The 23728-nt window shown below is 71.7% G+C and carries 23 protein-coding genes; 7 read left to right on the top strand and 16 right to left on the bottom strand.

Features of this window, described 5'->3' with window-relative positions; genetic code table 11:
• Positions 1 to 83: 83 nt before the first annotated feature.
• From moeZ to OG524_RS24200, 12 genes are all read right to left on the bottom strand, one after another.
• Positions 84 to 1262 carry an adenylyltransferase/sulfurtransferase MoeZ gene (moeZ, locus tag OG524_RS24255; protein ID WP_405388750.1) on the bottom strand — a complete coding sequence of 393 codons (1179 nt, stop codon included), beginning with the start codon at positions 1260 to 1262 and terminating at the stop codon, positions 84 to 86.
• An 84-nt stretch (positions 1263 to 1346) separates the two neighbouring features.
• Positions 1347 to 2174: a spherulation-specific family 4 protein gene (locus tag OG524_RS24250; RefSeq protein WP_405811667.1), complete on the bottom strand. Its 828-nt coding sequence runs from the start codon at positions 2172 to 2174 to the stop codon at positions 1347 to 1349.
• Positions 2162 to 3127: an NAD-dependent epimerase/dehydratase family protein gene (locus tag OG524_RS24245; RefSeq protein WP_405388752.1), complete on the bottom strand. Its 966-nt coding sequence runs from the start codon at positions 3125 to 3127 to the stop codon at positions 2162 to 2164. Before OG524_RS24245 ends, OG524_RS24250 begins: the two co-directional genes overlap by 13 nt.
• A 138-nt stretch (positions 3128 to 3265) precedes the next feature.
• Positions 3266 to 4531 carry a hypothetical protein gene (locus OG524_RS24240; protein ID WP_405811666.1) on the bottom strand — a complete coding sequence of 422 codons (1266 nt, stop codon included), beginning with the start codon at positions 4529 to 4531 and terminating at the stop codon, positions 3266 to 3268.
• Between the two features lie 34 nt (positions 4532 to 4565).
• Complete coding sequence (locus OG524_RS24235; protein WP_405388754.1) at positions 4566 to 6332, bottom strand: DUF3492 domain-containing protein; 1767 nt, start codon at positions 6330 to 6332, stop codon at positions 4566 to 4568.
• Between the two features lie 189 nt (positions 6333 to 6521).
• Positions 6522 to 8162, bottom strand: a complete 1641-nt coding sequence (locus OG524_RS24230) for an ABC transporter ATP-binding protein (RefSeq protein WP_405388755.1) — start codon at positions 8160 to 8162, stop codon at positions 6522 to 6524.
• Positions 8159 to 9148 carry an ABC transporter permease gene (locus OG524_RS24225; protein ID WP_405388756.1) on the bottom strand — a complete coding sequence of 330 codons (990 nt, stop codon included), beginning with the start codon at positions 9146 to 9148 and terminating at the stop codon, positions 8159 to 8161. Before OG524_RS24225 ends, OG524_RS24230 begins: the two co-directional genes overlap by 4 nt.
• Positions 9145 to 10152, bottom strand: a complete 1008-nt coding sequence (locus tag OG524_RS24220; RefSeq protein WP_405388757.1) for an ABC transporter permease — start codon at positions 10150 to 10152, stop codon at positions 9145 to 9147. The genes OG524_RS24225 and OG524_RS24220 overlap by 4 nt, the downstream gene beginning before the upstream one ends.
• 2 nt (positions 10153 to 10154) lie before the next feature.
• Entirely contained in the window at positions 10155 to 11885 is a 1731-nt protein-coding gene (locus tag OG524_RS24215) for an ABC transporter substrate-binding protein (RefSeq protein WP_405388758.1), read from the bottom strand.
• Between the two features lie 204 nt (positions 11886 to 12089).
• Positions 12090 to 12185, bottom strand: a complete 96-nt coding sequence (locus tag OG524_RS24210; protein ID WP_405388759.1) for an Ms4533A family Cys-rich leader peptide — start codon at positions 12183 to 12185, stop codon at positions 12090 to 12092.
• 122 nt (positions 12186 to 12307) lie between these two features.
• The gene (locus tag OG524_RS24205; protein WP_405388760.1) at positions 12308 to 13642 is read right to left on the bottom strand and encodes a DUF3152 domain-containing protein; all 1335 of its coding nucleotides are present in this window, start codon (positions 13640 to 13642) and stop codon (positions 12308 to 12310) included.
• Positions 13643 to 13650: 8 nt separating this feature from the next.
• Positions 13651 to 14616 carry an alpha/beta fold hydrolase gene (locus OG524_RS24200; protein ID WP_405388761.1) on the bottom strand — a complete coding sequence of 322 codons (966 nt, stop codon included), beginning with the start codon at positions 14614 to 14616 and terminating at the stop codon, positions 13651 to 13653.
• Between the two features lie 110 nt (positions 14617 to 14726).
• Here OG524_RS24200 and OG524_RS24195 point away from each other — a divergent pair, with 110 nt between their 5' ends.
• The 4 genes from OG524_RS24195 to OG524_RS24180 all read left to right on the top strand — a co-directional run bounded on the left by OG524_RS24195 (position 14727) and on the right by OG524_RS24180 (position 16591).
• Entirely contained in the window at positions 14727 to 14951 is a 225-nt protein-coding gene (locus OG524_RS24195; RefSeq protein WP_405388762.1) for a hypothetical protein, read from the top strand.
• A 168-nt stretch (positions 14952 to 15119) separates the two neighbouring features.
• Positions 15120 to 15761, top strand: a complete 642-nt coding sequence (locus tag OG524_RS24190; RefSeq protein ID WP_384496679.1) for a TetR/AcrR family transcriptional regulator — start codon at positions 15120 to 15122, stop codon at positions 15759 to 15761.
• Between the two features lie 147 nt (positions 15762 to 15908).
• The gene (locus tag OG524_RS24185; protein WP_167526138.1) at positions 15909 to 16136 is read left to right on the top strand and encodes a DUF3107 domain-containing protein; all 228 of its coding nucleotides are present in this window, start codon (positions 15909 to 15911) and stop codon (positions 16134 to 16136) included.
• 182 nt (positions 16137 to 16318) lie between these two features.
• A complete protein-coding gene (locus OG524_RS24180) occupies positions 16319 to 16591 on the top strand; it encodes a hypothetical protein (protein WP_405388763.1) in 273 nt (90 codons plus the stop codon).
• A gap of 6 nt (positions 16592 to 16597) precedes the next feature.
• Here the strand turns inward: OG524_RS24180 and OG524_RS24175 are convergent, their stop codons facing one another.
• Entirely contained in the window at positions 16598 to 17344 is a 747-nt protein-coding gene (locus tag OG524_RS24175; protein WP_405388764.1) for a ferritin-like fold-containing protein, read from the bottom strand.
• Between the two features lie 451 nt (positions 17345 to 17795).
• On the opposite strand from OG524_RS24175, the gene OG524_RS24170 reads away from it, so the two are divergent.
• Positions 17796 to 19799 carry a DEAD/DEAH box helicase gene (locus tag OG524_RS24170; protein WP_405388765.1) on the top strand — a complete coding sequence of 668 codons (2004 nt, stop codon included), beginning with the start codon at positions 17796 to 17798 and terminating at the stop codon, positions 19797 to 19799.
• A 105-nt stretch (positions 19800 to 19904) separates the two neighbouring features.
• On the top strand, positions 19905 to 20759 hold the full coding sequence (locus tag OG524_RS24165) for an alpha/beta fold hydrolase (protein WP_405388766.1): 855 nt from the start codon (positions 19905 to 19907) through the stop codon (positions 20757 to 20759).
• A gap of 10 nt (positions 20760 to 20769) precedes the next feature.
• On the opposite strand, the gene OG524_RS24160 is transcribed toward OG524_RS24165, so the two are convergent.
• The gene (locus OG524_RS24160; protein ID WP_405388767.1) at positions 20770 to 21681 is read right to left on the bottom strand and encodes an NYN domain-containing protein; all 912 of its coding nucleotides are present in this window, start codon (positions 21679 to 21681) and stop codon (positions 20770 to 20772) included.
• A 211-nt stretch (positions 21682 to 21892) separates the two neighbouring features.
• On the opposite strand from OG524_RS24160, the gene OG524_RS24155 reads away from it, so the two are divergent.
• Positions 21893 to 22045, top strand: coding sequence for a hypothetical protein (locus tag OG524_RS24155; RefSeq protein WP_164494125.1), 153 nt, complete (start codon positions 21893 to 21895; stop codon positions 22043 to 22045).
• Positions 22046 to 22125: 80 nt separating this feature from the next.
• Here OG524_RS24155 and OG524_RS24150 read toward each other — a convergent pair whose 3' ends face one another.
• Both OG524_RS24150 and OG524_RS24145 read right to left on the bottom strand, forming a co-directional pair.
• On the bottom strand, positions 22126 to 22731 hold the full coding sequence (locus OG524_RS24150; protein ID WP_405388768.1) for a MarC family protein: 606 nt from the start codon (positions 22729 to 22731) through the stop codon (positions 22126 to 22128).
• A 122-nt stretch (positions 22732 to 22853) separates the two neighbouring features.
• On the bottom strand, positions 22854 to 23720 hold the full coding sequence (locus OG524_RS24145; RefSeq protein ID WP_405388769.1) for a PHP domain-containing protein: 867 nt from the start codon (positions 23718 to 23720) through the stop codon (positions 22854 to 22856).
• Positions 23721 to 23728: the final 8 nt, after the last annotated feature.

Raw genomic sequence — 23728 nt, 5'->3', positions numbered from 1 at the left:
CCCCCGCACGCGGGAGCGCGCGAGAACGGGAAGGGGCCGGCCCCCTGCGGAGCCGGCCCCTTCCCGTGCGTGGTGCGGTGGTTCTAGTAGACCGGCTTCTCGGGCTCGATCTGGTGGACCCAGCCGATCACGCCGCCGCCGACGTGCACAGCGTCGGCGAACCCCGCCGACTTGAGGACCGCGAGGACCTCGGCACTGCGGACACCGGTCTTGCAGTGCAGGACGATGCGCCTGTCCTGCGGCAGGTCCTGCAGCGCACTGCCCATCAGGAACTCGTTCTTCGGGATCAGCTTGGCGCCCGGGATCGAGACGATCTCGTACTCGTTCGGCTCGCGGACGTCGATGATCTCGATCTTCTCGTCTCCGTCGATCCACTCCTTGAGCTGCTTGGGAGTGATCGTGGAGCCGGCCGCCGCCTCCTGGGCCTCCTCGGACACGACGCCGCAGAAGGCCTCGTAGTCGATGAGCTCGGTGACGGTCGGGTTCTCGCCGCAGACCGCGCAGTCGGGGTCCTTGCGGACCTTCACCTGGCGGTACTGCATCTCCAGGGCGTCGTAGATCATCAGCCGGCCGACCAGCGGGTCACCGATACCGGCGAGCAGCTTGATGGCCTCGTTGACCTGGATGGAGCCGATGGACGCGCAGAGCACGCCCAGGACACCGCCCTCGGCGCAGGACGGGACCATGCCGGGGGGCGGCGGCTCCGGGTAGAGGCAGCGGTAGCAGGGACCGTGCTCGGACCAGAAGACGGACGCCTGGCCGTCGAAGCGGTAGATCGAACCCCATACGTAGGGCTTGTTCAGCAGGACCGCGGCGTCGTTGACGAGATAGCGGGTGGCGAAGTTGTCCGTGCCGTCCACGATCAGGTCGTACTGAGCGAAGATGTCCATCACGTTGTCGGCTTCGAGCCGCACCTCGTGAAGGATCACGTTCACCAGGGGGTTGATCCCCTGCACGGTCTCCTTGGCCGACTGGGCCTTGGACTTGCCGATGTCGGCCTGGCTGTGGATGATCTGGCGCTGCAGGTTCGACTCGTCGACCTCGTCGAACTCGACGATGCCGAGCGTGCCGACACCGGCCGCGGCCATGTACATCAGGGCCGGCGAGCCGAGGCCGCCGGCACCGACACAGAGCACCTTCGCGTTCTTCAGCCGCTTCTGTCCGTCCATCCCGACATCCGGGATGATCAGGTGGCGGGAGTACCTGCGGACCTCGTCGACGGTGAGCTCAGCAGCTGGCTCGACCAAGGGTGGCAGCGACACAGGAACCTCAACAATGCAGGTGGTCGGTTTCTACGTACTTCATCTACGTACGGTTGTTCTCCCGTAACACTGCCACGCCCCTCCTCATTCCGAGATACCCGGTCCGATCCGCGAGACGAATTCGTCCCAGTAGCTGGGCAGCGCCGCGAATGGATCGGTTTGTCCCCGCGCGCCGTCCCGGTCCGTGAAGAAGATCGTGCCCGCGCCCTGCCACCGGGCGATGCGCATGGCCTCCTCCAGGTGGGTCCGCGGAACCCCGTGGACGAAGTGCGCGAAGCGGCCGGGTTCGTACGCCGCCGTCCACTCGGGCACCTGCGCCCAGCGGTAGTCCGTCCAGGGGCCCCGGAAGGTGACCAGCTGGTCGGCTGCCTCGGCGTAGCCCGGGTACGGGTGGGTGCCGTGCCCCAGGACCAGCCTGCCGCCCTCCTCGTCCGCGCTGTCGCTGTCCTCCAGGAGCGCGGCGAGGGTACCGGTGAGCCGGCGGACGGCGTGGAGCTCGGCGCGCTCGGCCGGGCAGCGGTCGAGGTAGAACCCGCCGACCCGGTACCAGTCGAGGAAGGACCGGGCGTCGGCGATCAGTTCGTCGAAGGGCCGGCTGCTGAAGGCCAGGTCGAGGTGGCCGAGCAGCCTGCCGCCCGCCGCCCGGACGGTGTCGTCCGGGGCCTCGCCGTGCAGGGCCCGCTCGCGGGCGTTGCGGAGCCGGCCGGCCGCCTCCAGGCAGTGCGGGTCGGGGCGGATGCCCGGTCCGTCGTCGATGTTGAGCACCGCCCAGTGCAGCGGCGTGCCGGGGCGGCTGAGCTCCGCCCATTCGGCGGGGGCGAGCAGCGGATGGGCGTAGCCGGGGACACCGACGCCGAACCGCTCGGCGCCGCTGGTCCGCACGGCGGCACCGGTACTGGTCAGATACGGCATGCCGCCTCCATCCAGATGTCGGCGAGCGACTCCTCCAGATTGATCCGGGGGCGCCAGCCGAGCCGGTCCCGGGCCGTGCGGACATCCGCCTGCTGCCAGGCGCCACAGCCGTCCGGGTAGGGGGACGGGGTCGCCGAGAGGTGCTCGACGACGGACTCCATGGAGGCGCGGGGGGCGCCGATGGGGAGCCGGGCGGGGGGCGTGTCCAGCTCGTGGAGTGCGCCCGCGTATCCGGCGACCCGGGCGAGGACGGCTGCCGCGTCCCGCAGCCGTACGGCCCGGCCGGTGCCGATGTTGACGACGCCCTGGGCGGCGGAGAGCGAAGCGGCGTGCACGGCGCGCGCCACGTCCCGTACGTCGACGAAGTCGCGCTGCACGCCGAGGCCGCTGAGCCTGAGCTCGGGATCGCCGGACTGCATGGCGCGGCGCATCGTCTCGGCGAGCCGGCCGAGCGGGGAGCCCGCCGGGGTGCCGGGGCCGACCGGGGAGAAGACCCGCAGGACGACCGCGTCCAGGCCCGAGCCGAGGACGAGTTCGGTGGCGGCGAGCTTGCTCACGCCGTACGGGCCCCCGGGCCTCGGCACGGCGTCCTCGGCGGTGGACGAGCCGGGCTGGGAGGGCCCGTACTCGGAGGCGCAGCCGACCTGGACGAGCCGGGCGCTGCAGCTGCTGCGGCGCATTGCCTCGCAGACCGTGGCGACGGCGACGGTGTTGTGCCGGGTCAGGTCCCGGGCGCCCCCGCGGGTGGCCCCCGCGCAGTTGACGACGACGCCGGGGTGGACGGCGTCCAGGAAGCGGGTGAGCGCTCCCGGGCTGCCGCCGGCGAGGTCGAACCGTACGTCGGCGTCGTCGCCGCGGCCGAGTGCCGTGAGGTGCACGGCGGGGTCGGCGAGCAGGCGGTCGGCGACGAAGCGGCCGAGGAATCCGTTGGCTCCGAGCAGCAGAACCCTCATCGCGCGCCCCCTCGGTGCCGACGGCGGCCTGCCGGTGCGGGGGATTGGGGGGTCATGTCCGGTGTCTCCTTGAGGAAGGGGTGAGCGGTACGGGGATCCGCGGCGTCGGCTCCGCGGGGGTCAGGTGGGCGGGTCCGGCTACGCCGTGGCGTGTGCGGAGGCCCGGGAGAGGGTCACGGATGCGTGGATCAGCAGCCCGAGGGCCGCGATGCCGCAGGCGAGCGCGGGTACGCCGCCGGTGCCCGCCGCCGCGACGACTGCGTCGACCGGCCGGGCGAGGAGGTCGAGGCCGGGCAGGCGCCCGGCCAGGACGAGGAACGGGGCGGCCACTTCGACGGCGCAGGCGGCGGCGAGGCCGGTGGCGGCGGGTTCGGGGAAGCCGTGGACGGCGAGGAGCCGGGCCAGGAAGAGAAGGACGCCGAGGGCGGCCGGGGCCACGGGGGCACCGTCGCCTCCGTAGCCGAGATCGGCGAGGAGGAGCAGCGCGGCCAGGGCGCACAGGAAGAGTGTGACGATGCCGAGCAGCAGGGGGCGCACGCCGGCGCCGAACTCCGCCAGTACATGGCTTCCGGCCAGCCTGTGGTGCGCGTGGACGGCGAACAGGTGTGCGCACCAGGCGGCGGGGGCCACGGCGAGGGCCAGCCCGAGCAGCGGGGCGGGGGCGGCGGTCCAGTGTCCGTCGGGGCCGCCGCTGATGACCTGGGCGAGCAGGTCGTCGCCGTAGACGACATGGCCGAGGAGCCAGCAGACGTAGAGCGTGACGGTCCCGGTGCCCGCCGGGGCGTGCAGCGGCCCGCTGCGGAGGCAGAGCCGGAGCGCGAGGAGGACGAGCAGCGCTCCGACGGCGGTCGTCGCGAGCCGGGCCTCTCCGCCGAGGAGCCCTTCGGTGCTCCGGAGCGCGCCTACGGTCGCGAGGCAGGCGGCGCCGGGCAGCAGGGCGAGCAGCGTCCATCCGGCGCGCGCCCCGGTGTCGGGCCCCGGGCCCGGTTGCGGGGCGCGGGGAGCGGCGGACCGGCCGGCGCCGGGAACGCGGGCGTAGAGCTCCTCGGCCAGCGAGAAGACGTCACGGTGCCGGTAGCGGGCGGCCGTGCGGTCGGTGAGCCCGTGCGCCTCCAGGCCCGCGGCGATCTCCAGCGGGTCGACGGCCCGTTCGCAGAGTTCCCGGTGCCGGTGCATGAGCACCTTCACGGGGTCGGCGGGTCCGCGCCGCGCGGCGGGCCGGGCCTGGTGGTAGGCGATCTCGGGGGCGCGGAGAGCGGCGCGCGCGCCTCCGGCGCTCCTCCTGGACGCGCCGTCGGCCGTCCGGTGCGCGTCCGCGGGAGCGTGCTCCGGCTCGCCTCCGGTCGCGCTCTCCTCGTCGGAAGCCGGAGCCGAGACGGCCGAGGGGTCGGTCGGTCTGCCCATGGGGGCTCCTCCGTGGTCATGGCCGGTCACGTCGTCACGCATCGCCGTCCCCCGCTCCGTGTGCGTCCGCGCACACGCCGTCGGCGCCCATGGCCCAGCTCGGCAGCCGTGCGGCGCCGGAGCCGACGGGTACGGGCGGCAGGTGGCCCAGTACATGGGCCTCGGGAGGCGTGGCGAACGGGCGCGGTGGGCCCCCCGGGTCCTCCACGTGCGCGCCCGCCGTCCATCTGGCCGGGGCGTGCGCCACCAGGTCCAGGTAGATGCCGCGAAATGCCACCAGATTCTGTTCGACGGTGAAGAGTTCGAGCGCCCGGGCACGCGCCGCCGCGCCCAGGCGTGCGCGGCGCTCGGGGTCGCGCAGCAGCGCGACACAGGCATCGGCGAGCGCCCGCGGGTTACGCGGGGGCACCACGAGCCCCGTACCGCCGACGACTTCCACCACGGCGCCCACATCGGTCGAGACGGTGGCCCGGCCGCAGAACATCGCCTCGACCAGGCTGATGGGGAAGCCCTCGACCACGCTGGACAGGACGACGACACCGCCCGCCGCATAGGCCTCCGCGAGATCGGGCGCCTCGGGGCCGCCGATCTCCTCGAAGGTGACCGGGTTGTCGCCGACCGCGTGCGCGTCGGTGGCCTCGTCGGGGAAGAGCTGGGCGGCGAGTGCCCTGCAGTGGGCGAGGTACGTGTCGCCCTCGCTTCCCTGCGCCGGCGCGCCGAAGATCCGCAGTCGGGCGTCCGGTTCGGCCCGGCGCACCTCGGCGAAGGCGTGCAGCAACGCGATCAGGTCCTTGGCCGGCTCGACGCGCCCGATCCACACGAGCGTGTCAGGGCCACCGCCGTCGTCGCTCTCGCCCACGGGCCCGAAGCGCTCGGCCTCCATGCCCGGGTAGACCGTGCGCAGCTTCGCGCGATCTGCTCCGCAGCGCTCCTGCCACCGGCGTACGTGGGTGTTGCCGGGGGTGATGACCGCGGCCTGCCGGTACACCTCGGAGGCCAGCCGTCCGTGGAAGTTCGCGAGCAGGGCGCGCACCGGCGCGCTGAACGGGGCGTCGGGCGCCGCGAGATAGTGCGCCCGCAGCGGCACACCGTGCTCCGTCACCAGCAGCGGCACCCCGAAGAAGCGTTTGGCCAGCAGTCCCGGCAGGGCCGCGGCGCCTCCGGAGGCCGCATGGCAGAGGTCCACGGCGCCGAGGCCCGACTCGTCGTACCAGTCGAGGGAGAGGGGGCGCAGGGCGCGTTCGAGCTCGGCCGCGAAGGCGAGGTAGTCGGGGACGGTGGCGCTGTGGACGGTCCGGCCGGTGCCGGGGGCGCGGCAGGCCGACTCCACCAGGCGCACGGTCGCCTCCGAGCGCAGGGCGGCGTGCAGGCCACCGCATTCCCTGGCCAGTTCGGCGAGGCCGTAGAGGCCCTCCGTGAAGAGGTCCGCCCCGGCGCCTTCGGAGCGCCCGGGGTCCGTACCCGCGCAGACCGCGCCGACGAGCGCCGTCACATGCGCCGTGAACCGCCGTCGGTCACGCCGTCCGTACGAGCGCCCCAGGCCGGTCGCGAGCCGGCTCGGCAGGCCTCTCGGGCGCGCTCCGTGTGTGTCCTCGTCGTGCGCCCACAGCGGCGCGGTACGCACCCGGCCGACCCCGTCGGGGAGCCTGACCCGGCCCTGTTGTTCCTGGTGGGCGGAGCGGCTGAGCGCGAAGAGGTCGAACTCGTGCTGGGGAAGGCCGCGCACCAGACGGTCGCACCAGAGCCTGGACTCACCGGTCGCATACGGATAGCCACCGTCCGTGAGGAGTCCGATCCGCACGAGCACACCCCTCGATCTCCCTTGTGGGCAGCCGCCGTTGATCGGCGACTCGCAGCGGGACGACCGTAAGCGGACACACCGGTGGTGCGACGGACGGTTGTCCGTCGCACCACCGAAAGGGGTGAACCGTCGTAACTTTCCCGCCCCGGTGGCGTTCTGTCGCTGTAGGGGGACGGAGGTTACGCAGGGTCAGGCTGCGGCCAGCTCCTTGCGGGCCGTGCGGCGCACCGCGGCGAGCGCCGGGTCGAGTGCCGGGACGGCGGCCAGGAGCTGTCGCGTGTAGGGGTCCTGCGGCGATCCGTACACCTCGTCGACCGCGCCCTGTTCGACGATCCGGCCCTGTCGCATCACCGCCACCCGGTCGCTGACCTGGCGTACGACCGCGAGGTCGTGGGCGATGAAGACGAGGCCGATGCCCAGCTCGCGCTGGAGCTCCGACAGGAGCGCGATCACCTGCGCCTGGGTCGTGACGTCGAGCGCGGAGACCGGTTCGTCGCACACGATCAGCTTCGGTTCGGCGGCGAGCGCACGGGCGATCCCGACCCGCTGCCGCTGCCCGCCGCTGAATTCGTGCGGGTAGCGGTCGTACCGGTCGGCGTCGAGCCCGACCCGTTCCAGCAGTTCGCTCACCCGGTCCCGGATCCGGGTCTCGTCGCCCTCCCCCGCCGCGCGGAGCGGATCGGCCACGGACTCCCCGATCGAGCGGCGCGGGTTGAGCGAGGCGACCGGGTCCTGGAAGACCATCTGGAGCTCGCGGCGGTGCGGGCGGAACGCCTTCTCCGAGAGCGAGCCGATGTCCTCGCCCGCGTACCGGAGCCGGCCCGACGTCGGGTCGAGCAGCCGTACGAGCATGCGCCCGAGGGTCGTCTTGCCGCTTCCGCTCTCTCCCACGATGCCGAGCGTCTCGCCCGCGTGGACGGTGAGCGAGACCCCGTCCACGGCGGCGACACGGCCCGATCCCCGGCCGAACTCGCGCCGCAGCCCGACGGCTTCGAGCAGCGGTTCACCGCCGGGAGGCGCGGTCCGCGGGCCCGGGACGGCCGCCCGCCCCACGTCCACCCGGGGCACGGAGGCCAGCAGTTCACGGGTGTACGGCTGCCGGGGCGCACCCAGCACCTCGGCGACGGGGCCGCGCTCCACCGCACGCCCGTCCTGCATCACCAGGACGTCGTCCACGCTCTCCGCCGCGACGCCCACGTCATGGGTGACCAGCAGCAGCCCCATGCCCGACTCGCGGCGCAGGTCGTGCAGCAGGTCCAGGATCTGGGCCTGCACGGTGACGTCGAGGGCCGTGGTCGGCTCGTCGGCCACGATCAGCCGGGGCTCGCACGCCAGGGCCATCGCGATGAGCGCCCGTTGCCGCATCCCGCCGGAGAACTCGTGCGGCCGCGACCGGGCACGGCGGGCCGCGTCCGGGATGCCGACCCGGTCCAGGACCTCGACGGCCCTGGCCCGCGCGGCCCTGCGGGAGGCGGCGGTGTGCACCCGGTACACCTCGGCGATCTGGTCGCCGACCGTGTAGTACGGGTCGAGCGAGGAGAGCGGGTCCTGGAAGACCATGGCGGCCTTCGCGCCCCGCAGGGCCCTCAGCTCGGTCTCGTCCGCGGCGCCCACGTCCGTACCGGCGACGTGGACGGACCCGGTGACCCGGGCCCCGGTACCGCGGTGCAGCCCGAGCAGCGCGTACGCGGACGCGCTCTTGCCGGAACCGGACTCGCCGACGACGCCGAGCGCGCCGCCCGCCTCCAGGGTGAACGAGAGGCCGTCCACGGCCCGGACGGTGCCGAAGTCGATGGTGAGGTCCTCGACCCGGACCAGCGGTGATGTCATGACAGGACCACCCTTCGGTCGGCCAGCGCGTACAGGACGTCCGCGACGGCGTTGGCGAGCACCACGAAGAAGCCGGTCACCAGCACCATGCCGACGACGACCGGCAGGTCGACGACCTTGACGGCGTGGACCAGTTCGCGCCCGATGCCCGGGATCCCGAAGAGCGACTCGGTGAGCACCGCGCCCCCGAACATGGAGCCGAAGTCGAGGGCGCTGAGGGCGATCACGGGTGCGACGGCGCCGCGCAGCGCGTGCCGCCCGATGATGGCCCGCTCGCCGACCCCGTAGGCGCGGAAGGTGCGCACATGGTCCTCGGCGAGGGTCTCCAGCATGGAGCTCCTGGTCAGCCGGGCGTATTTGGCGGACTCGATGAGCGCCAGGGACACCCAGGGCAGCAGCAGCCCCCAGGCCCACTGTTCGGGGTTCTCGGTGAACGGCACGTAGGTCGGCGACGGCAGCCACTGGAGCGTGGAGCAGAAGACGATGATGAGCAGCAGCCCGATGACGAAGACGGGCGTGGCCGTCCCGGCCAGGGTCAGCCAGGTCAGCACCCGCTCGGTGATGCGGCCCCGCCGCCAGGCGGACAGCACGCCCGTGCCCACACCGAGCAGGACCCATCCGGCGAAGGCGCCGATGACGAGCGAACCGGTGACCGGCAGCTTGGCCAGGATCAGCTGGGTGACCTGCTCGTCGCTCTGGTAGGAGACGCCGAGGCAGGGCGCGGAGCAGTGTTCGGTGCCCGTCCCGGTGGAGTAGTCGTGTCCGGCGACGATGCCCTGGAGGAAGTGCCAGTACTGCGTGTACACCGGGTCGTCGAGCCGGAGCTGTTCGGTGACCTGGGCGACCTGCGCGGGCGAGCAGCGCGGGCCGCAGGCGATCTGGGCGACGTCGCCGGGGGCGACGTAGAAGACCGCGTACAGGATGACGGTCAGGGCGAGGAGGACGAAGACGGCGCCGCCGGCGCGCCGCAGCAGGAATCCGGTCATGACGCCCGCCCCTTCGTACGTTCCCCGCGCTCCTTGCGTCCGGTGCCGATCCGCAGCCGGGACGCGGCCCGCGGGTCGAGTGCCGTGCGGACGCCCTCGCCGAGGACGGTCAGGGCGAGCACGGTGACGAAGAGCAGTCCGGCCGGCAGCAGCAGATAGGTGGGCGCCGACTGGTACCAGGTGTCCGCCTCGGTGAGCATCTGTCCCCAGGACGGTGTGGGCGGTTTGATGCCGACACCGAGGAAGGACAGGGCCGCCTCGACGGTGATGTTGACGGGGAAGAGCAGCGCGGCGTACGTGATGACGGGTGCGGCGAGCGAGGGCAGCAGCTCGCGCCGGGCGACGCTCCATTTCCCGCGCCCGCTGAGCCGGGCCGCCGCGACGAAGTCGAGGGACTTCAGGCTGAGCGCCTGGGCGCGCACGATCTTCGACGTGCCCGCCCAGTTGATTCCGCCGATGACCAGGGCGATCAGGACGGGCCGGGGGAAGGAGGGCGGGATGACCGCGAGGAGTCCCAGGGCGATGACCATGAGCGGCAGGGCGACGTTGATGTCGGTGATCCTGCTGAGGACCTGGTCGACCCAGCGGTTGCCGAGCGCCGCGGCGAGTCCCACGACGAGGCCGATGGAGACCTGCAGGAGGGTGGCGACGAAGGCGACGCCGAGCGAGACGCGGGCGCCGTGGACGATGCGGGCGAAGAGGTCGCGGCCGGTCTGCGGTTCGACGCCGAGCCAGTGCTCGGCGCTGATGCCGCCGAAGGGGCCGATGGGCACCCCTCCCGCGGCCGAGTCGACCAGGTCGGGGTGGTAGGTGTTGGGGTCCTGGCCCGCGAGCGCGGTGAGCAGCGGCGCGGCGAGCGCGACCAGGACGAGCAGGAGGACCACGACCGCCGCGGCGGTGGCCGCGCGCTGTGCGCGCAGCCGCCGCCGGAACAGCCGGGCCCCCGAGGCGGGAGCGGCGACCGTGGCCGCTCCCGCCTCCTGGACCAGAAGTGCTTCCGACATGGTTACTTGACCGCGACCTGGGAGATGTCGAGAACGCCGGTCCAGTCACTGATGACCACGTTCTTGATGTCCTGGCCGAAGAGGCGCTTGTAGACCGGGTGGAAGAGCGGCACGGTCAGCGCCCGCTCGCCGATCTTCTTGTCGAGGGCGCCCCAGCGCTGTGCGGCCGCGTCCAGGTCGGTGAGCTTGTTGATCTCGTCGATCTCCTTGTTGACCGACGCGTCGTCCAGGAAGCCGGTGTTGAAGTTGGCCCCGTCCTTCACGATCTGGCGACCGTCGAAGATCGGCGCGAGGAACGGACCGCCGGAGGGCCAGTCGGCACCCCAGTGGGCGAGGAAGAAGCCCGGCTCCTTGGACGCGTCGTGGATGGTGTCGGAGTAGTCGTTGCTCTCCAGGCCCTTGAGCTCGACGGTGATGCCGGCCTTCTTGAGGGCGGCCTGGAGGGCGGTGGCGATCTCCGGGCTGGTCTCGAAGTCCTTGTCGTTGGAGTGCGTGAGGGTGACGGTCAGGCCCTTGGCGTGGCCCGCCTCCTTCAGCAGTTCCTTCGCCTTGGCCGCGTTGCCGGTCTCGCCCGCCGGGAAGTGGTCGTAGGGCGTGTAACCGAAGGACTTCTGGTTCGGCAGGTAGGTGGTGGCGGACTCGGCGAGCGAGGAACCGCCGGCCGCGTTGATCACCGAGGAGCGGTCGACGGCGTACGAGATCGCCTGGCGCACCTTCGGGTCGTCGAACGGCTTCACCTTCGGGTTGAAGGCGATGTAGTTGGTGTAGCCGAAGTGGCCGGTGCCGACGCGGGCGGCGAGCTTCTTGTCGCTGGAGACCTTGGCGAGCTCGGCCGGGCCGAGGTTGGTGTCCGTGGTGACGGCCGCGGCGTCGGCGCCCTGTGACGCGGAGAGGCGCTGGTTGATGACGGCGGAGTCCAGCCCGGAGCGTACGTCGATCCGGTCCGGGTAGGCCTTGCGCTCCTCGTCGGTGGCGGCCGACCAGTGCGGGTTGCGCTCCAGGACGAGCCGCTCGCCGTCGTTCTCGTTCGAGACGACCTTGTAGGGCCCCGAGGAGAGGGGGTGCTCCTCGTACTTGGTGCCCTTGTCCTTCGCCTGCGGCACCGGGGTGGTCTGGGTCTGGGTGGCGAGGTAGGGGAATTCACCCTCGGGCTTGTTCAGGTGGAAGACGATGGTCTTCGCGTCCGGCACCTCAATCGAGGCGAGGCCCTTCTTGTCCTTGTACGGGCCCTGGTAGTCGGCCCCGCCGATCAGCCAGTCGCGCAGGTAGGGCGCGCCGCCGGACAGTTCGGGGGCGAACGAACGCTCGATGCCGTACTTGATGTCCGCGCTGGTGATCGCGGTGCCGTCCTCGTACTTCAGCCCGTCCTTGAGCGTGTACGTCCAGACGGTGGCGTTCTTGCTGGGCGTGCCCAGGTCCGTCGCCAGGTCGGGGACGACCTGGGCACCCGCGGCGCCGTCCTCGCGGTTGCGGGTGGTGAGCGTACGGAAGACGAGGGAGGGGACGTTGCCGCCGCCGGAGGTGTAGAGCCGCGCGGGGTCGAAGTCCTCCTGCGGGTTGCTGTTGAGGACCGTGAGGGTGCCGCCCTTCTGCGGCTTGCCCCCGGCGCCGGACTCGCCGTCGCTCCCCGCGTTGTCCTGAGGTCCCGCGCAGGCCGCGAGGCCCGCGACCAGAGCGAGGCTGACGGCTGCTGTGGTTGCCACACGGCGCGATATGACGGACGGCTGACTCATCGGAAGATGACCTCTCGGTGTACTGCGGCGGGGTAACGGAAACGCCCGTGCAGGCACAGCGAGACCCGGTTCCACAGAGGAAAGGGGACACCGGACGGTGAAATGCCGCGCCTGCGGACGGAATACGCCCGGGCGCGGCATTCATGAGGGACCGCGGGAGCCTGGAAAGGCTCACCACGGGACCGACGCGCGCTCGAGCAGGCGTCAGCGACAGAGAATGTCGGCTACGCAGTGCCCGGCCACGCCGAACAGCGCCAGCTCAATGGCGGCGCGCTCGGAGGATTCGGGGCTGCGTGACATGCCGAGAAATATGAACGACCCCTCCCCCGATGTCAACGCGGAATAAGACGCCCGTCCCACGATGCGGACCAGGCGTCCGTCCGCCGGCCGTCGGCGGCCCCGGCTCCCGCCTCTCCGGCGGATCAACTACCCGGATATACCCAGGGGTTGGGACGGCACTTGATGCCCTCGATCTCCAGCGTCTTGGTCTGCTGCTGCATCACGGGGGCCAGTGCGCCCGGAGTGCCGCAACTCACATGGTTGTGCCCCAGCCGGTGGCCGACCTCGTGGTTGATGAGCATCTGACGGTAGGCCAGGAGTTTGTCGGGGCCGAATGTCGAGGCGCCCTGCGCCCATCGATAAGCGTTGATCATGACGCGGTCGGTGGCGGCGGAATCACAGGAGACGTTGTCCTCCGTGGTGTCCAGGCCGGATTTCTCGCACCAGACCCCGGTGGTACCGGGACTGGCGAGCGTGATGACGAAAGCGGGTTCCCCGGAGGAGATCCGCTCGAAGGTCATGGCGCCGTTGTGCGCCCAACTGCGGTCGTCGTTCAGCGTCTTCTGCACGGCTTCGGCGAACAGCCCGGCATCGAGACCGAGGCCCTTCTCGACATCGATCCGGTACTTGTACTTCTGCCCCTTGCCCGGGGCCTTCGCCAGTCCGGGAACCGCTTCGAACGACCCGGTCGCCTTGAGGTCGGGAGCCAGCGGATAGGCACTGGCCATCTTCTCCGCGTACGACATGGGCTTGACCTGCGGCTGCGGCTGCGGCGCCTGGGGCGTCGCGCGTTCCACCGAGCGTGAGGCGTCCTCGGCGTCCTCGCGGTCGACACCCGCGGCTTGCGAGACGACCGACCCGCCGGAGTCCTGCGCCACCTGCCCGGCCACCACGACCGCGAGCACGGTGGTCACCGCGGCTGCGGCGATCCCCGTGAAGGTGCGGCCCTTGCCTCCCCTGCCGTCCCGGTCGCCGTCGAGGGCGGCCTCGCCGGGCCCGGGGGGTACGCCGTCGTCCTCGGGACCGACGGGCGGTGCGGGTCGCGAGGGTGCGGTGTCGAACGCGTCGAGGAACTCCCTGCGCGGGCCCGGTATCAGCGGGACGCCGCCGGTCCGCGGACCGCCGGGGACCGGCGCACGCCGCTCGGAGGCACGCTGCGCGGCCTGTTGGGCCGACAGCTGCCGCGCCACGGCCTGCCGTGTGTAGGCGTCCCGGGCGGCACCCGCCGGACCCTGCCCGCTGTCGTACCGCGGCTGCGGGCCGGTTCCCCATCCGCCGCCGGGCTCACGCTGTTCGGGATGGCCGCCCCGCGTCTGCGGGACATCGTGGAACGGGGTGTGACCCTCGCCGGAGGGCGGTGCGGCGGAATCGCGCCTGCGCCGGCCGCCGCCGGGCCCGGAACGAGTCGTGCCGTGTTCGCCGGCGGCTCCGGTGTCGCGCCCTTTGGCCTCGGCGCCCTTTCGACTGTGTCGTCCCACGCCCCGGATCAGCTCCTGCCGCGTTCGTCGAGCAGATCCCGGAACGCCTGGGCGACCGTTTCCGGGTACTCCATCATCGCCACGTGCCCGGCGTCGGGCAGTGTCAGCAGACGCGAGCCGCGGAAGGCCGCGGACGCTCTGCGTGCCATCCGGTACGAGACGAGCTGGTCCCGTCCGCCGTACACCAGCAGGGTCGGTGCGAGCACCCGCTCGGCCTGGCGCCACAACCCGTGCTGCCCGCCCAGCGTGTAGGCATCGACGATGCCCCGTGCCGAGCGTGTCATGGCGTCCCAGAAGTACGGCAGCTCCAGCCGTCGCTCCATCTCGGCCACCGCATGGCGGAAGGCCTCCTCGGAGATCCGTGCCGGATCGCCGTAACAGAGTGCCATGACCCCGCGCGTGCGCTGCTCCGCGGTCCACTCCCGGGTGAGCCGGGAGAACAGGGATGCGACGCCCGGGAGTGCGAGCAGCCCCGTCGGTACGGCCGGCCGCTGCACCCGGATCTCGGGCAGGGCCGGTGAGATCAGCGTCAGGGTGTGCACCAGGTCGGGGCGTACCGCCGCGACCCGGGTGGCAACGGCGCCGCCCAAGGAGTTGCCGAAAAGGTGAACGGGTCCCCGCTGCCCCGCGTCGAGCAGCCGGATCACCGCCCGGGCGTGTCCGGTGACCGAGTAGTTGCCGTCGTCCGGCGGCGGGGAGTCCCCGAAGCCGGGCAGGTCGACCGCCTCCCCGTCGACCACGTCGGCCAGCAGCGGCATCAGCGCCGACCAGTTCTGGGAGGAGCCGCCCAGGCCGTGCACGTAGAGGGCGGGCGCGAGCCCGGCCGTCCGCGCGGGGCGGGCCCGCAGCGTCAGGGTGAGCCCCGGCAGCTCGACGGAGCGCAGCTTCTCACCCTCCGCGACCCGGACGGCACTGACCGTGGGCGCCACCGCGGCGGCGGCGGCGCGGGTACCCGGCAGCTCGGTCGAAGACATGCGGCAATGTTACGAGACGATCACGCGCTGGTTCATGTGTTCGCGGTCACAGGCCGCATAGCGCCTGTGGAGGGATGCTCCTAGGCTTCAAGGGAAGGAAGGGAGCCACCATGACGGTCGACCCGAGCGACCCGGACACCTTCGAGGAGACCGAGGACGTCCAGCCCGAGGAACGGGACCAGGAGGCGCCCGAGGCGGACTCCGCCGAACAGCGCGCCGAGGTCCTGCAGAAGCGCGACGAACCGCTCACGGACATCGACCGGGGCAGGGCCGATGAGGCGGATGCGGCGGAACAGGCGCGTGTCGTCGCACAGGATGAGGACGATTACCGGTAATACGCCCCTCTTTGCGTCACCAGTCGCTCCGCCTGTGGCTACCGGAGTGGTCCGGTACGTGAAATTCTGCGTCCGCGCCGCGCGCACCCGGGTTACTCAAAAGTACGATGGCCCCACGGCGCAGCGTGCACGGTACGACTGTGTTCGATCACGAATTTGGGAGGCGGCGTGACAGCCATCGAGCAGACAGAGGCAGCGCGCCCGCGGGGCACTCGCCTGCCCCGCCGTGCCCGACGCAATCAGCTGCTGGGCGCTGCGCAGGAGGTCTTCGTCGCGCAGGGCTACCACTCCGCCGCGATGGACGACATCGCCGAGCGGGCGGGCGTCAGCAAGCCGGTGCTCTACCAGCACTTCCCCGGCAAGCTGGAGCTCTACCTGGCACTTCTCGACCAGCACTGCGAGTCACTGCTCCAGGCGGTCCGCACGGCGCTCGCCTCGACGACGGACAACAAGCTGCGCGTCGAGGCGACGATGGACGCCTACTTCGCGTACGTGGAGGACGAGGGCGGCGCCTTCCGTCTGGTCTTCGAGTCCGACCTGACGAACGAGCCGGCCGTGCGCGAACGGGTCGACCGGGTCTCGCTGCAGTGCGCGGAGGCCATCTCCGACGTGATCGCCGGCGACACGGGCCTGTCCAAGGAGGAGTCGATGCTTCTCGCGGTCGGTCTCGGCGGTGTCTCCCAGGTGGTGGCGCGCTACTGGCTGTCCAGCCGGTCCGCCATTCCGCGTGACACGGCGGTGCAGCTGCTGACCTCGCTCGCGTGGCGGGGCATCGCGGGATTCCCGCTGCACGGTATCGATCAGCACTGATCCGCGGCACCGGCGCGGACCGGCGCGGCGGCGGTGTTCGCTGCGGGCGTTGCCGGTCGACCCGTGGTCCGTCCCTTCACCGGGCTAATGTGTGCTGCGTACGGCGCGGTTCACCGCGCAGAGACGGACCGTCGGAGGGACATAGCCGTGGAGGTCAAGATCGGGGTGCAGCACACGCCCCGGGAGATCGTTCTGGAGAGCGGGCTTTCCGCCGAAGAGGTCGAGAGCGCGGTCGGCGAGGCGCTCAACGGCAAGGCGCAGCTGCTCAGCCTCACGGACGACAAGGGCCGCAAGGTTCTGGTGCCGGCCGACCGGATCGCGTACGTGGAGATCGGCGAGCCCAGCACCCGGCGGGTGGGGTTCGGCGCGCTGTAGGTCGCGCGACGCAAGGACAGAGGTGGAGGCCCGGCGGATGTCCGCCGGGCCTCCATCTTCTTTTCACCGGATCTTCCCTCGGGAGGGTTTCCGGGGACCCGGGGAGGGTTGCATTCCGCAGGCCCGGGTAGTACCGCCTACGACCGAACTGCCCGCCGCGCAATCAAGCGAGGTGACCCTCTGTGCTCTGGGAATCCATCAGCTCCGTCGTGCTCGGACTCGCCCTTTCGTGGGTGGCGCTCCGCACCCTGCCGGGCCGGCTCCCGTCCCACCGCACGGTGCTCGTCACCGGTACGCTCGGCGCCCTGTTCGGTGCGTATCTGACGCACTCGACGCTGGGCTCCGGCCACGTCATGGCGACGCCGACCGGTGCCCTGCTGGTCGGCGCGGTGACCCTCTCCCTGCTGATCCGTCCGCGCGGCGGCCGGCCGGTGCGGTCCGCACCGGCCCAGTAGGCCCGGTCAGGCCGCGAGACCGAGTGCGGCCATGCGCTTGGTGTGGGCCTCGGTGATCCTGGAGAACATCCGGCCGACCTCGGCCAGGTCGAAGCCGTCGGCCACCCCGCCCACGAGCATCGTCGACAGGGCGTCACGGTCGGCGACCACGCGCTGGGCCTGCGAGAGCGCCTCACCCATCAGCCTGCGCGCCCACAGGGCGAGCCTGCCGCCGACCCGGGGCTCCGCCTCGATGGCGGCGCGCACCTTCTCGACCGCGAAGTTCCCGTGGCCCGTGTCGTCGAGCACGGCGAGGACGAGGGAGCGGGTGTCGATGTCGAGGCGGGCCGCGATCTCGCGGTAGAAGTCACTGGCGATCGAATCGCCGACGTACGCCTTGACCAGGCCCTCCAGCCAGTCCGACGGCGCGGTCTGCCGGTGGAAGTCGTCCAGTGCCTTGGCGAAGGGCTCCATGGCCGCCGTCGGCTCCTCGTCGATCGCGGTCAGCCGGTCGGTCAGCGTCTCGAAATGATGGAATTCGGCGGACGCCATCTTCGCCAGTGCCGCCTTGTCACCGAGTGTCGGCGCGAGTTTCGCGTCCTCGGCGAGCCGCTCGAAGGCCGCCAGTTCCCCGTAGGCGAGTGCGCCGAGCAGATCCACGACCGCGGCGCGGTACTGCGGCTCGGCGGACGCGGTCACCCAGTCCTGGGCGGCGATTGCGGTGGGTGCGGGCGCTTCGTCGGTTGCTTCATTGGCGTTGTCAGGCGTCTCCATGGAGCGCAGAATAGCCCGCTCGTGGGAGGGTGGAAGGGCCTGGCCGACCGGAGACATCACACCGTTCCGATGAATTCGCCCAACACACATGCGCGAATCCGGGGTACAGTGGTATTGCGCTTACTGAGCATTTTCTTGTGCCAGGAGCGCGACCTTGAATGAGGATGCCCGGTCGGTGGCCCGATCGGCTCCGACCCGACAGCCCTCCACGCGGTGTGTGCGATAGGCACGACCCGCAGATGAGGGGCCCCCTCAGCGGCACGAGCGCTCGAGCGACGGCAGTGGTCCCGCGCCACCCGGCCCATCCACGGCCGGATGACCAACCCCGGCACGGTACGACCCCCAGCGTTCGCCTCGGGCCGCGTCTCACAGAAGAGGCAGCACCCTGACTACGTTCCGCGACCTCGGAATCCTTACCGAGACGGCCGAAGCCCTCGAGGCGGTCGGCATCATGTCCCCGTTCCCCATCCAGGAGATGACGCTCCCCGTAGCGCTCTCCGGCTCCGACGTCATCGGCCAGGCCAAGACCGGCACCGGCAAGACGCTCGGTTTCGGTCTGCCGCTCCTGGAGCGTGTGACCGTCCCCGCCGACGTGGAGGCGGGCCGCGCCGCGCCCGACAAGCTGACGGACGCGCCGCAGGCCCTGATCGTCGTTCCCACCCGCGAGCTGTGCCAGCAGGTCACCAACGACCTGCTCACCGCCGGCAAGGTGCGTAACGTCCGCGTTCTCGCGATCTACGGCGGCCGGGCCTACGAGCCCCAGGTCGAAGCGCTCAAGAAGGGCGTCGACGTGATCGTCGGCACCCCGGGCCGTCTGCTCGACCTTGCGGGCCAGCGCAAGCTCGACCTGTCGCACATCCGGGTCCTCGTCCTCGACGAGGCCGACGAGATGCTGGACCTGGGCTTCCTGCCCGACGTCGAGCGCATCATCACCATGCTGCCGCCGAAGCGCCAGACCATGCTGTTCTCGGCCACCATGCCGGGCGCGGTCATCAGTCTCGCGCGTCGCTACATGTCGCAGCCGACCCACATCAACGCCACCTCGCCCGACGACGAGGGCACGACCGTCAAGAACACGGCGCAGTACGTCTACCGCGCCCACTCGATGGACAAGCCCGAGATGGTCTCGCGCATCCTGCAGGCCGAGGGCCGCGGGCTCGCGATGATCTTCTGCCGTACGAAGCGGACGGCGGCCGACATCGCCGAGCAGCTGGAGAAGCGCGGCTTCGCGTCCGGCGCGGTCCACGGCGACCTGGGCCAGGGCGCCCGCGAGCAGGCGCTGCGCGCCTTCCGCAACGGCAAGGTGGACGTCCTCGTCTGCACCGATGTCGCCGCGCGCGGCATCGACGTCGAGGGTGTGACCCATGTCATCAACTACCAGTCGCCGGAGGACGAGAAGACGTACCTCCACCGCATCGGCCGTACCGGCCGCGCGGGTGCCAAAGGCATCGCGATCACGCTGGTCGACTGGGACGACATCCCGCGCTGGCAGCTGATCAACAAGGCCCTGGACCTGAAGTTCCCGGACCCGGCGGAGACGTACTCCACGTCCCCGCACCTGTACGAGGACCTCAGCATCCCGGCCGGCACCAAGGGTGTCCTGCCACGCACCGAGCGGACCCGTGCGGGTCTGCGCGCGGAGGAGATCGAGGACCTCGGCGAGACCGGCGGCCGTGGCCGCAAGTCCGCCGCGCCCGCTGCGGCGGCCCCTCGTGAGGAGCGCCCGCCGCGTACGCCGCGTCAGCGTCGTCGCACGCGGAGCGGCAGCACCCTCGAAGAGGGCGCCGTGACGGTGCCCGCACCGTCCACCGAGGTGGCGGGCGACGATTCGGCGGAGCCGCGTACCCCGCGTCGCCGTCGGCGTACCCGTGCCGTGGCGCCCGAGGGCGTCGTGGAGGCCGCGGTGGCCGCGGTGGCCGTGGCCGAGGCTCCTGCCGCGCCCGCCGTCGTCGAGGCCGTGCCCGTGGCCGATGCGGAGCCGGTGGCCGACCCGAAGCCGCGCCGCCGCCGGGCCCGCGCCACGGCCGTGAAGCCGGTCGCCGAGGCGGTGGCTCCGGCCCCGGCCGCCGAGCCGGTGGTCGACTTCCAGACCGTGGCCATCGCCGCCCCGGTGGCGGAGCCCGTGGTCACCAAGCCGCGTCGTCGTACCCGGGTGGTCAAGCCGGCCGACGAGGTCGACTTCCAGATCGCTCCGGTGTCCGAGCCCGTGGTCGAGACGAAGCAGCGACGCCGGCCGCGTGCCGCCGTCAAGCCGAAGACCGAGGCGGTGACCGCGCCCCCGGCAGTGTCCGAGGACGAGGCGGAGACCAAGCCGCGCCGTCGCCGGCCGCGCGCCGCCGCAGTGAAGGCGGAGACGGCCGCGGTGTCCGAGGCCGTGACGGGCGAGGACGCGGCCGCCAAGCCGCGCCGCCGCCGGGCCCGCGCCACGACGGCCGCCGAGGCGACCGAGGCCTGATCCGGCCGCAGTACCGTGCCTACGGCCCCGGTCCCCGCACAGTGCGGGGGCCGGGGCCGTAGCCCTGCCCGGGCAGCCCCAGGGCTCCGGCGATAGCCTCGCTCCATGAGCCGGCCCCCCACTTTCACCCCGCCGCCCTGTGCCCGTGCCCGCGTGCTGCACACCGAGCGCGGCGACTTCGCCGTGCTGGATGCCGCACCGCCTGCCGGGGCGCACTCCACCGCCCTCCTGCTGCCCGGGTACACGGGCAGCAAGGAGGACTTCATCGCGATGCTCGACCCGCTGGCCGCCGCCGGCTACCGGGTGGTCTCCGTCGATGGCCGCGGTCAGTACGAAACCGAGGGGACGGGTCGTCAGGAGTCGTACGCACAGGGCGAGTTGGCCCGCGACGTGCTGGCCCAGGCCGCCGCGCTCGACGACATCGGCGGACCCGGTGGCATCCATCTGCTCGGACACTCGCTGGGCGGCCAGATCGCTCGCGCGGCGATGCTGATCGACGCCGGGCCGTTCCGTTCACTGACCCTGATGTCGTCCGGACCCGCCGAGATCACCACCGACCAGCAGAAGAAGGCACAGCTGCTCGGCGACGCCCTCTCCCGCTGGACCATGGCCGAGGTCTGGGAGGCGATGCGGGCCCTGGACCCGCCCGAGGACGCGGACACCGGCGACGGTGAGGAACTGCGCCGCCGGTGGATGCTCCACGACCCGGCGCAGCTGATCGCCACCGGCGCGCAGTTGTCCGCCGAGCCCGACCGGGTGGCCGGGCTCGCCGCGCTCCCCCTCCCCTTCCATGTGGTGTCGGGCGAGCGGGACGACGTCTGGCCCGTGCCCCTGCTGGACGACATGGCCCGGCGCCTGGGGGCCCGCCGCACCGTGATCGGGGGAGCCGAGCACTCCCCCAACACGGCGCGGCCGCTGGAGACGGCGGCGGCCCTCGTCGCGTTCTGGGACGGCCTCTGACCCCGCGGGATCAGAACTGCGCCTGCAGGTGCTGCCAGAAGCCGTCACGCAGTGCGCGGCGCAGCGGGGCGTGGCCGCGCAGCGAGTGCTGGAGCAGCCGTTCGGCCTCGACGAGGAGGTCCTGGTCGACGGAGCCCGGCAGGTAGGGGTGTCCGGGCAGCAGGTCGGCGAGGGATTCGCGGCCGCGCGAGGAGAGCCAGGTGGCGGCGATCTGCGCGCCCACGAAGCGGACGTCCTCGCGTGCCGGGGCCGGACCGTCGTCCTCGTACATCGTGACGGAGCGGCGGGTCACGTAGGGACGGCAGAAGTCGAGGTCGAAGGTGCGCTGGCTGTCGACCTCCCAGAGCAGCGGCTCGGCCTGGTTGCGCCCCTCGCCGGCCTCGATGCCCCAGAGGTGGACGCGGGCCCCGTACCCCTGTGCGGCCTCGACGGCCGACACAAGGTCCTCGTCGCCGCCGACGAGTGCCGCGTCGCTGATGGCGCGGTGCCGGGCGAGTGATTCCAGGTCCGTGCGGATGAGTGAGTCGACGCCCTTCTGCTGGTTGTTGGCGTTGAGGTTGCCGAGCCTGACCTTGACGTCGGGAAGCTCGGCGATGGACTGCTGCTCGACGGTGTGGATCCGGCGCCGGGCCCCGTCGTACCAGTAGACCCGCAACAGCCTGCTGTCCGCGAAGATCGTGCGCGCCTTGTCGATGAAGGCCTCGATCAGCCCTTCCGCGTCGAGGTCGAAGGACCGGCGGTCCTCGGTGCCGGTGACGAGCAGTCCGGCCGCGGCGTACACGTAGCCCGCGTCCACGAAGATCGCGTGGGTGGAGGGGGTCTTCGACACCTCCGCGAGTACGCGCTGGAGCAGCTCGTTGGTGCGGTCCAGCTGCTCCCGGATGCCCGGTCCTTCGTCCGGTTGTGTGTCCGCGTGATTCATACGGACCTCATTGTCTGCACATGCTCCATTACCGGCGGGTACTTAGACATCCAAAAAATTTCCTTAGCGTAGGGAATGTTTGCAGAGGGCAAGCCGTTGTACCCCCTGTGGAGCACGAGGCACCGGCGCCTGGCGCTCCCCGACCTTTTCGGACGGCCAGCCCGTCCTCCAAGTAGTTCTCCAGCAGGAGGATCAGACGAAGGGAAGCCATATGCGCTTCGAGATCATGCGACTCGACGATGTCGACGGTACCGCCGTGGACAGCACCGTCGTGGACGCCGCCTCCGTCAACCGGATCGTGCAGCAGGCCGCCTCCATGGGCCAGCGCATCTACATCCGGCCGGCCGATGCGTCGGCTTCGTAACGCCTTATATCGCTTTGCGCCGCTGAAAAGATGCGCCCCCGCACGGACGGTCCGTGCGGGGGCGTTGTGCTGTCCGGGCGTCAGGAGTTCTGGATCACCTGCGTGACGCCGTTGATGATCTGCTGGACGGCGATGGCCGAGAGCATCATTCCGGCGAGGCGGGTCACCAGCACCACACCGCCGTCCTTGATCACGCGGATGATCAGCAGCGAGTACCGCATGGCCAGCCAGAGCACGAGGTGCATGACGAGGATCGCGGACCAGACCGCGATCTGACCGCCGGCGCCGTCGGCGTTCTGCACCGCCAGGATGACCGAGACGATCGCACCGGGTCCGGCGAGCAGCGGCATGCCCAGCGGCACGAGGGCCACGTTGACGTCCTTGGTCTGCGTCGGCTCGTCCGTCTTGCCGGTGAGCAGGTCCAGTGCGATCAGCAGCAGGAGGAGCCCGCCCGCGATCATCAGCGCGGGTACGGAGACGTGCAGGTAGTCGAGGATCTGCTGGCCGAGCAGACCGAAGACGGTGATCACACCGAAGGCGACGGCGACCGCCTGCAGGGCCATCCTGCGCTGCACCTTGGCGGGGCGGCCCGCCGTGAGGGCCAGGAAGATCGGGGTGATTCCGGGCGGATCCATAATCACGAAAAGGGTGAGAAAGAGGGATCCGAAGACAGCGACGTCGAACACAGTGAGCCTTGCGAGAGAAGAGCGGGGTGAACAGGGGGCACGCGGCCGCGACGGCGGCATGCGCGGGACCGCGCCGGGGTACGGCGCAGAAAGGGGAAGGGGAATCGCGTGCGGGGAGCGCGTTACGCGAGTAGCGCTCCGCCGGCGCCCGGCACGGGGAACGCTCCCGTGGCGCGCCGGGTGATCTCGCCGTAGATCTCGGGGTCGGTGGTGTACTCCCCGAGCCGGACGGTCTTGCGGGTGCCGTGGTAGTCGCTGGACCCGGTGGGCAACAGCCCCAGTTCGGCCGCCAGCCCGCGCAGCCGGGCCCTGGTGGGCTCGTCGTGGTCCATGTGGTCCACTTCGATGCCGTCGAGGCCCGCGGCCGCGAGGCGGGCGATCACGGCTTCGGGGACCACTTCGCCGCGCTTGACGGCGAGGGGGTGGGCGAAGACCGTGACGCCACCGGCGGCCTTGACCAGCCGGATCGCGTCGAACGGGTCGAGTTCGTGCTTCTCGGCGTACGCGCGTCCGCCGTCGGCGAGCCAGTCGGGGGTGAAGGCGTCGGAGACCGAGCCGACGACGCCGAGCTCCACGAGTGCGGTGGCGATGTGCGGGCGGCCGACCGAGCCGTCCCCGGCGATCCGCGCGACCTGCTCCCAGGCGACCGGGACGCCGAGCTCCTGGAGCTTGCGCACCATGGTCCGCGCGCGGGGCACCCGGTCGTCCCGGACCAGCTCGCGCTCACGGGCCAGTTCGGGCTCGGAGGGGTCGAAGAGATAGGCCAGCATGTGCAGGCCGACACCGTCGACACGGCAGGAGAGCTCGGCGCCCGTGACGAGGGTCAGCCCCTCGGGCAGGGCGGCGACCGCTTCCGCGTGGCCGCGCACGGTGTCGTGGTCCGTGAGGGCGACGACGTCCAGGCCCGCCGCGGCGGCGCTGGCCACCAGCTCGGCGGGGGTGTCCGTGCCGTCCGAAGCGGTGGAGTGGGTGTGCAGATCGATGCGCACGACGCGTA

The organism is Streptomyces sp. NBC_01520, assembly GCF_045040375.1.
Taxonomy (GTDB): Bacteria; Actinomycetota; Actinomycetes; order Streptomycetales; family Streptomycetaceae; genus Streptomyces.
The sequence above is the reverse complement of the archived record's forward strand: the minus strand, read 5'-3'. Positions and strand labels throughout refer to the sequence as shown.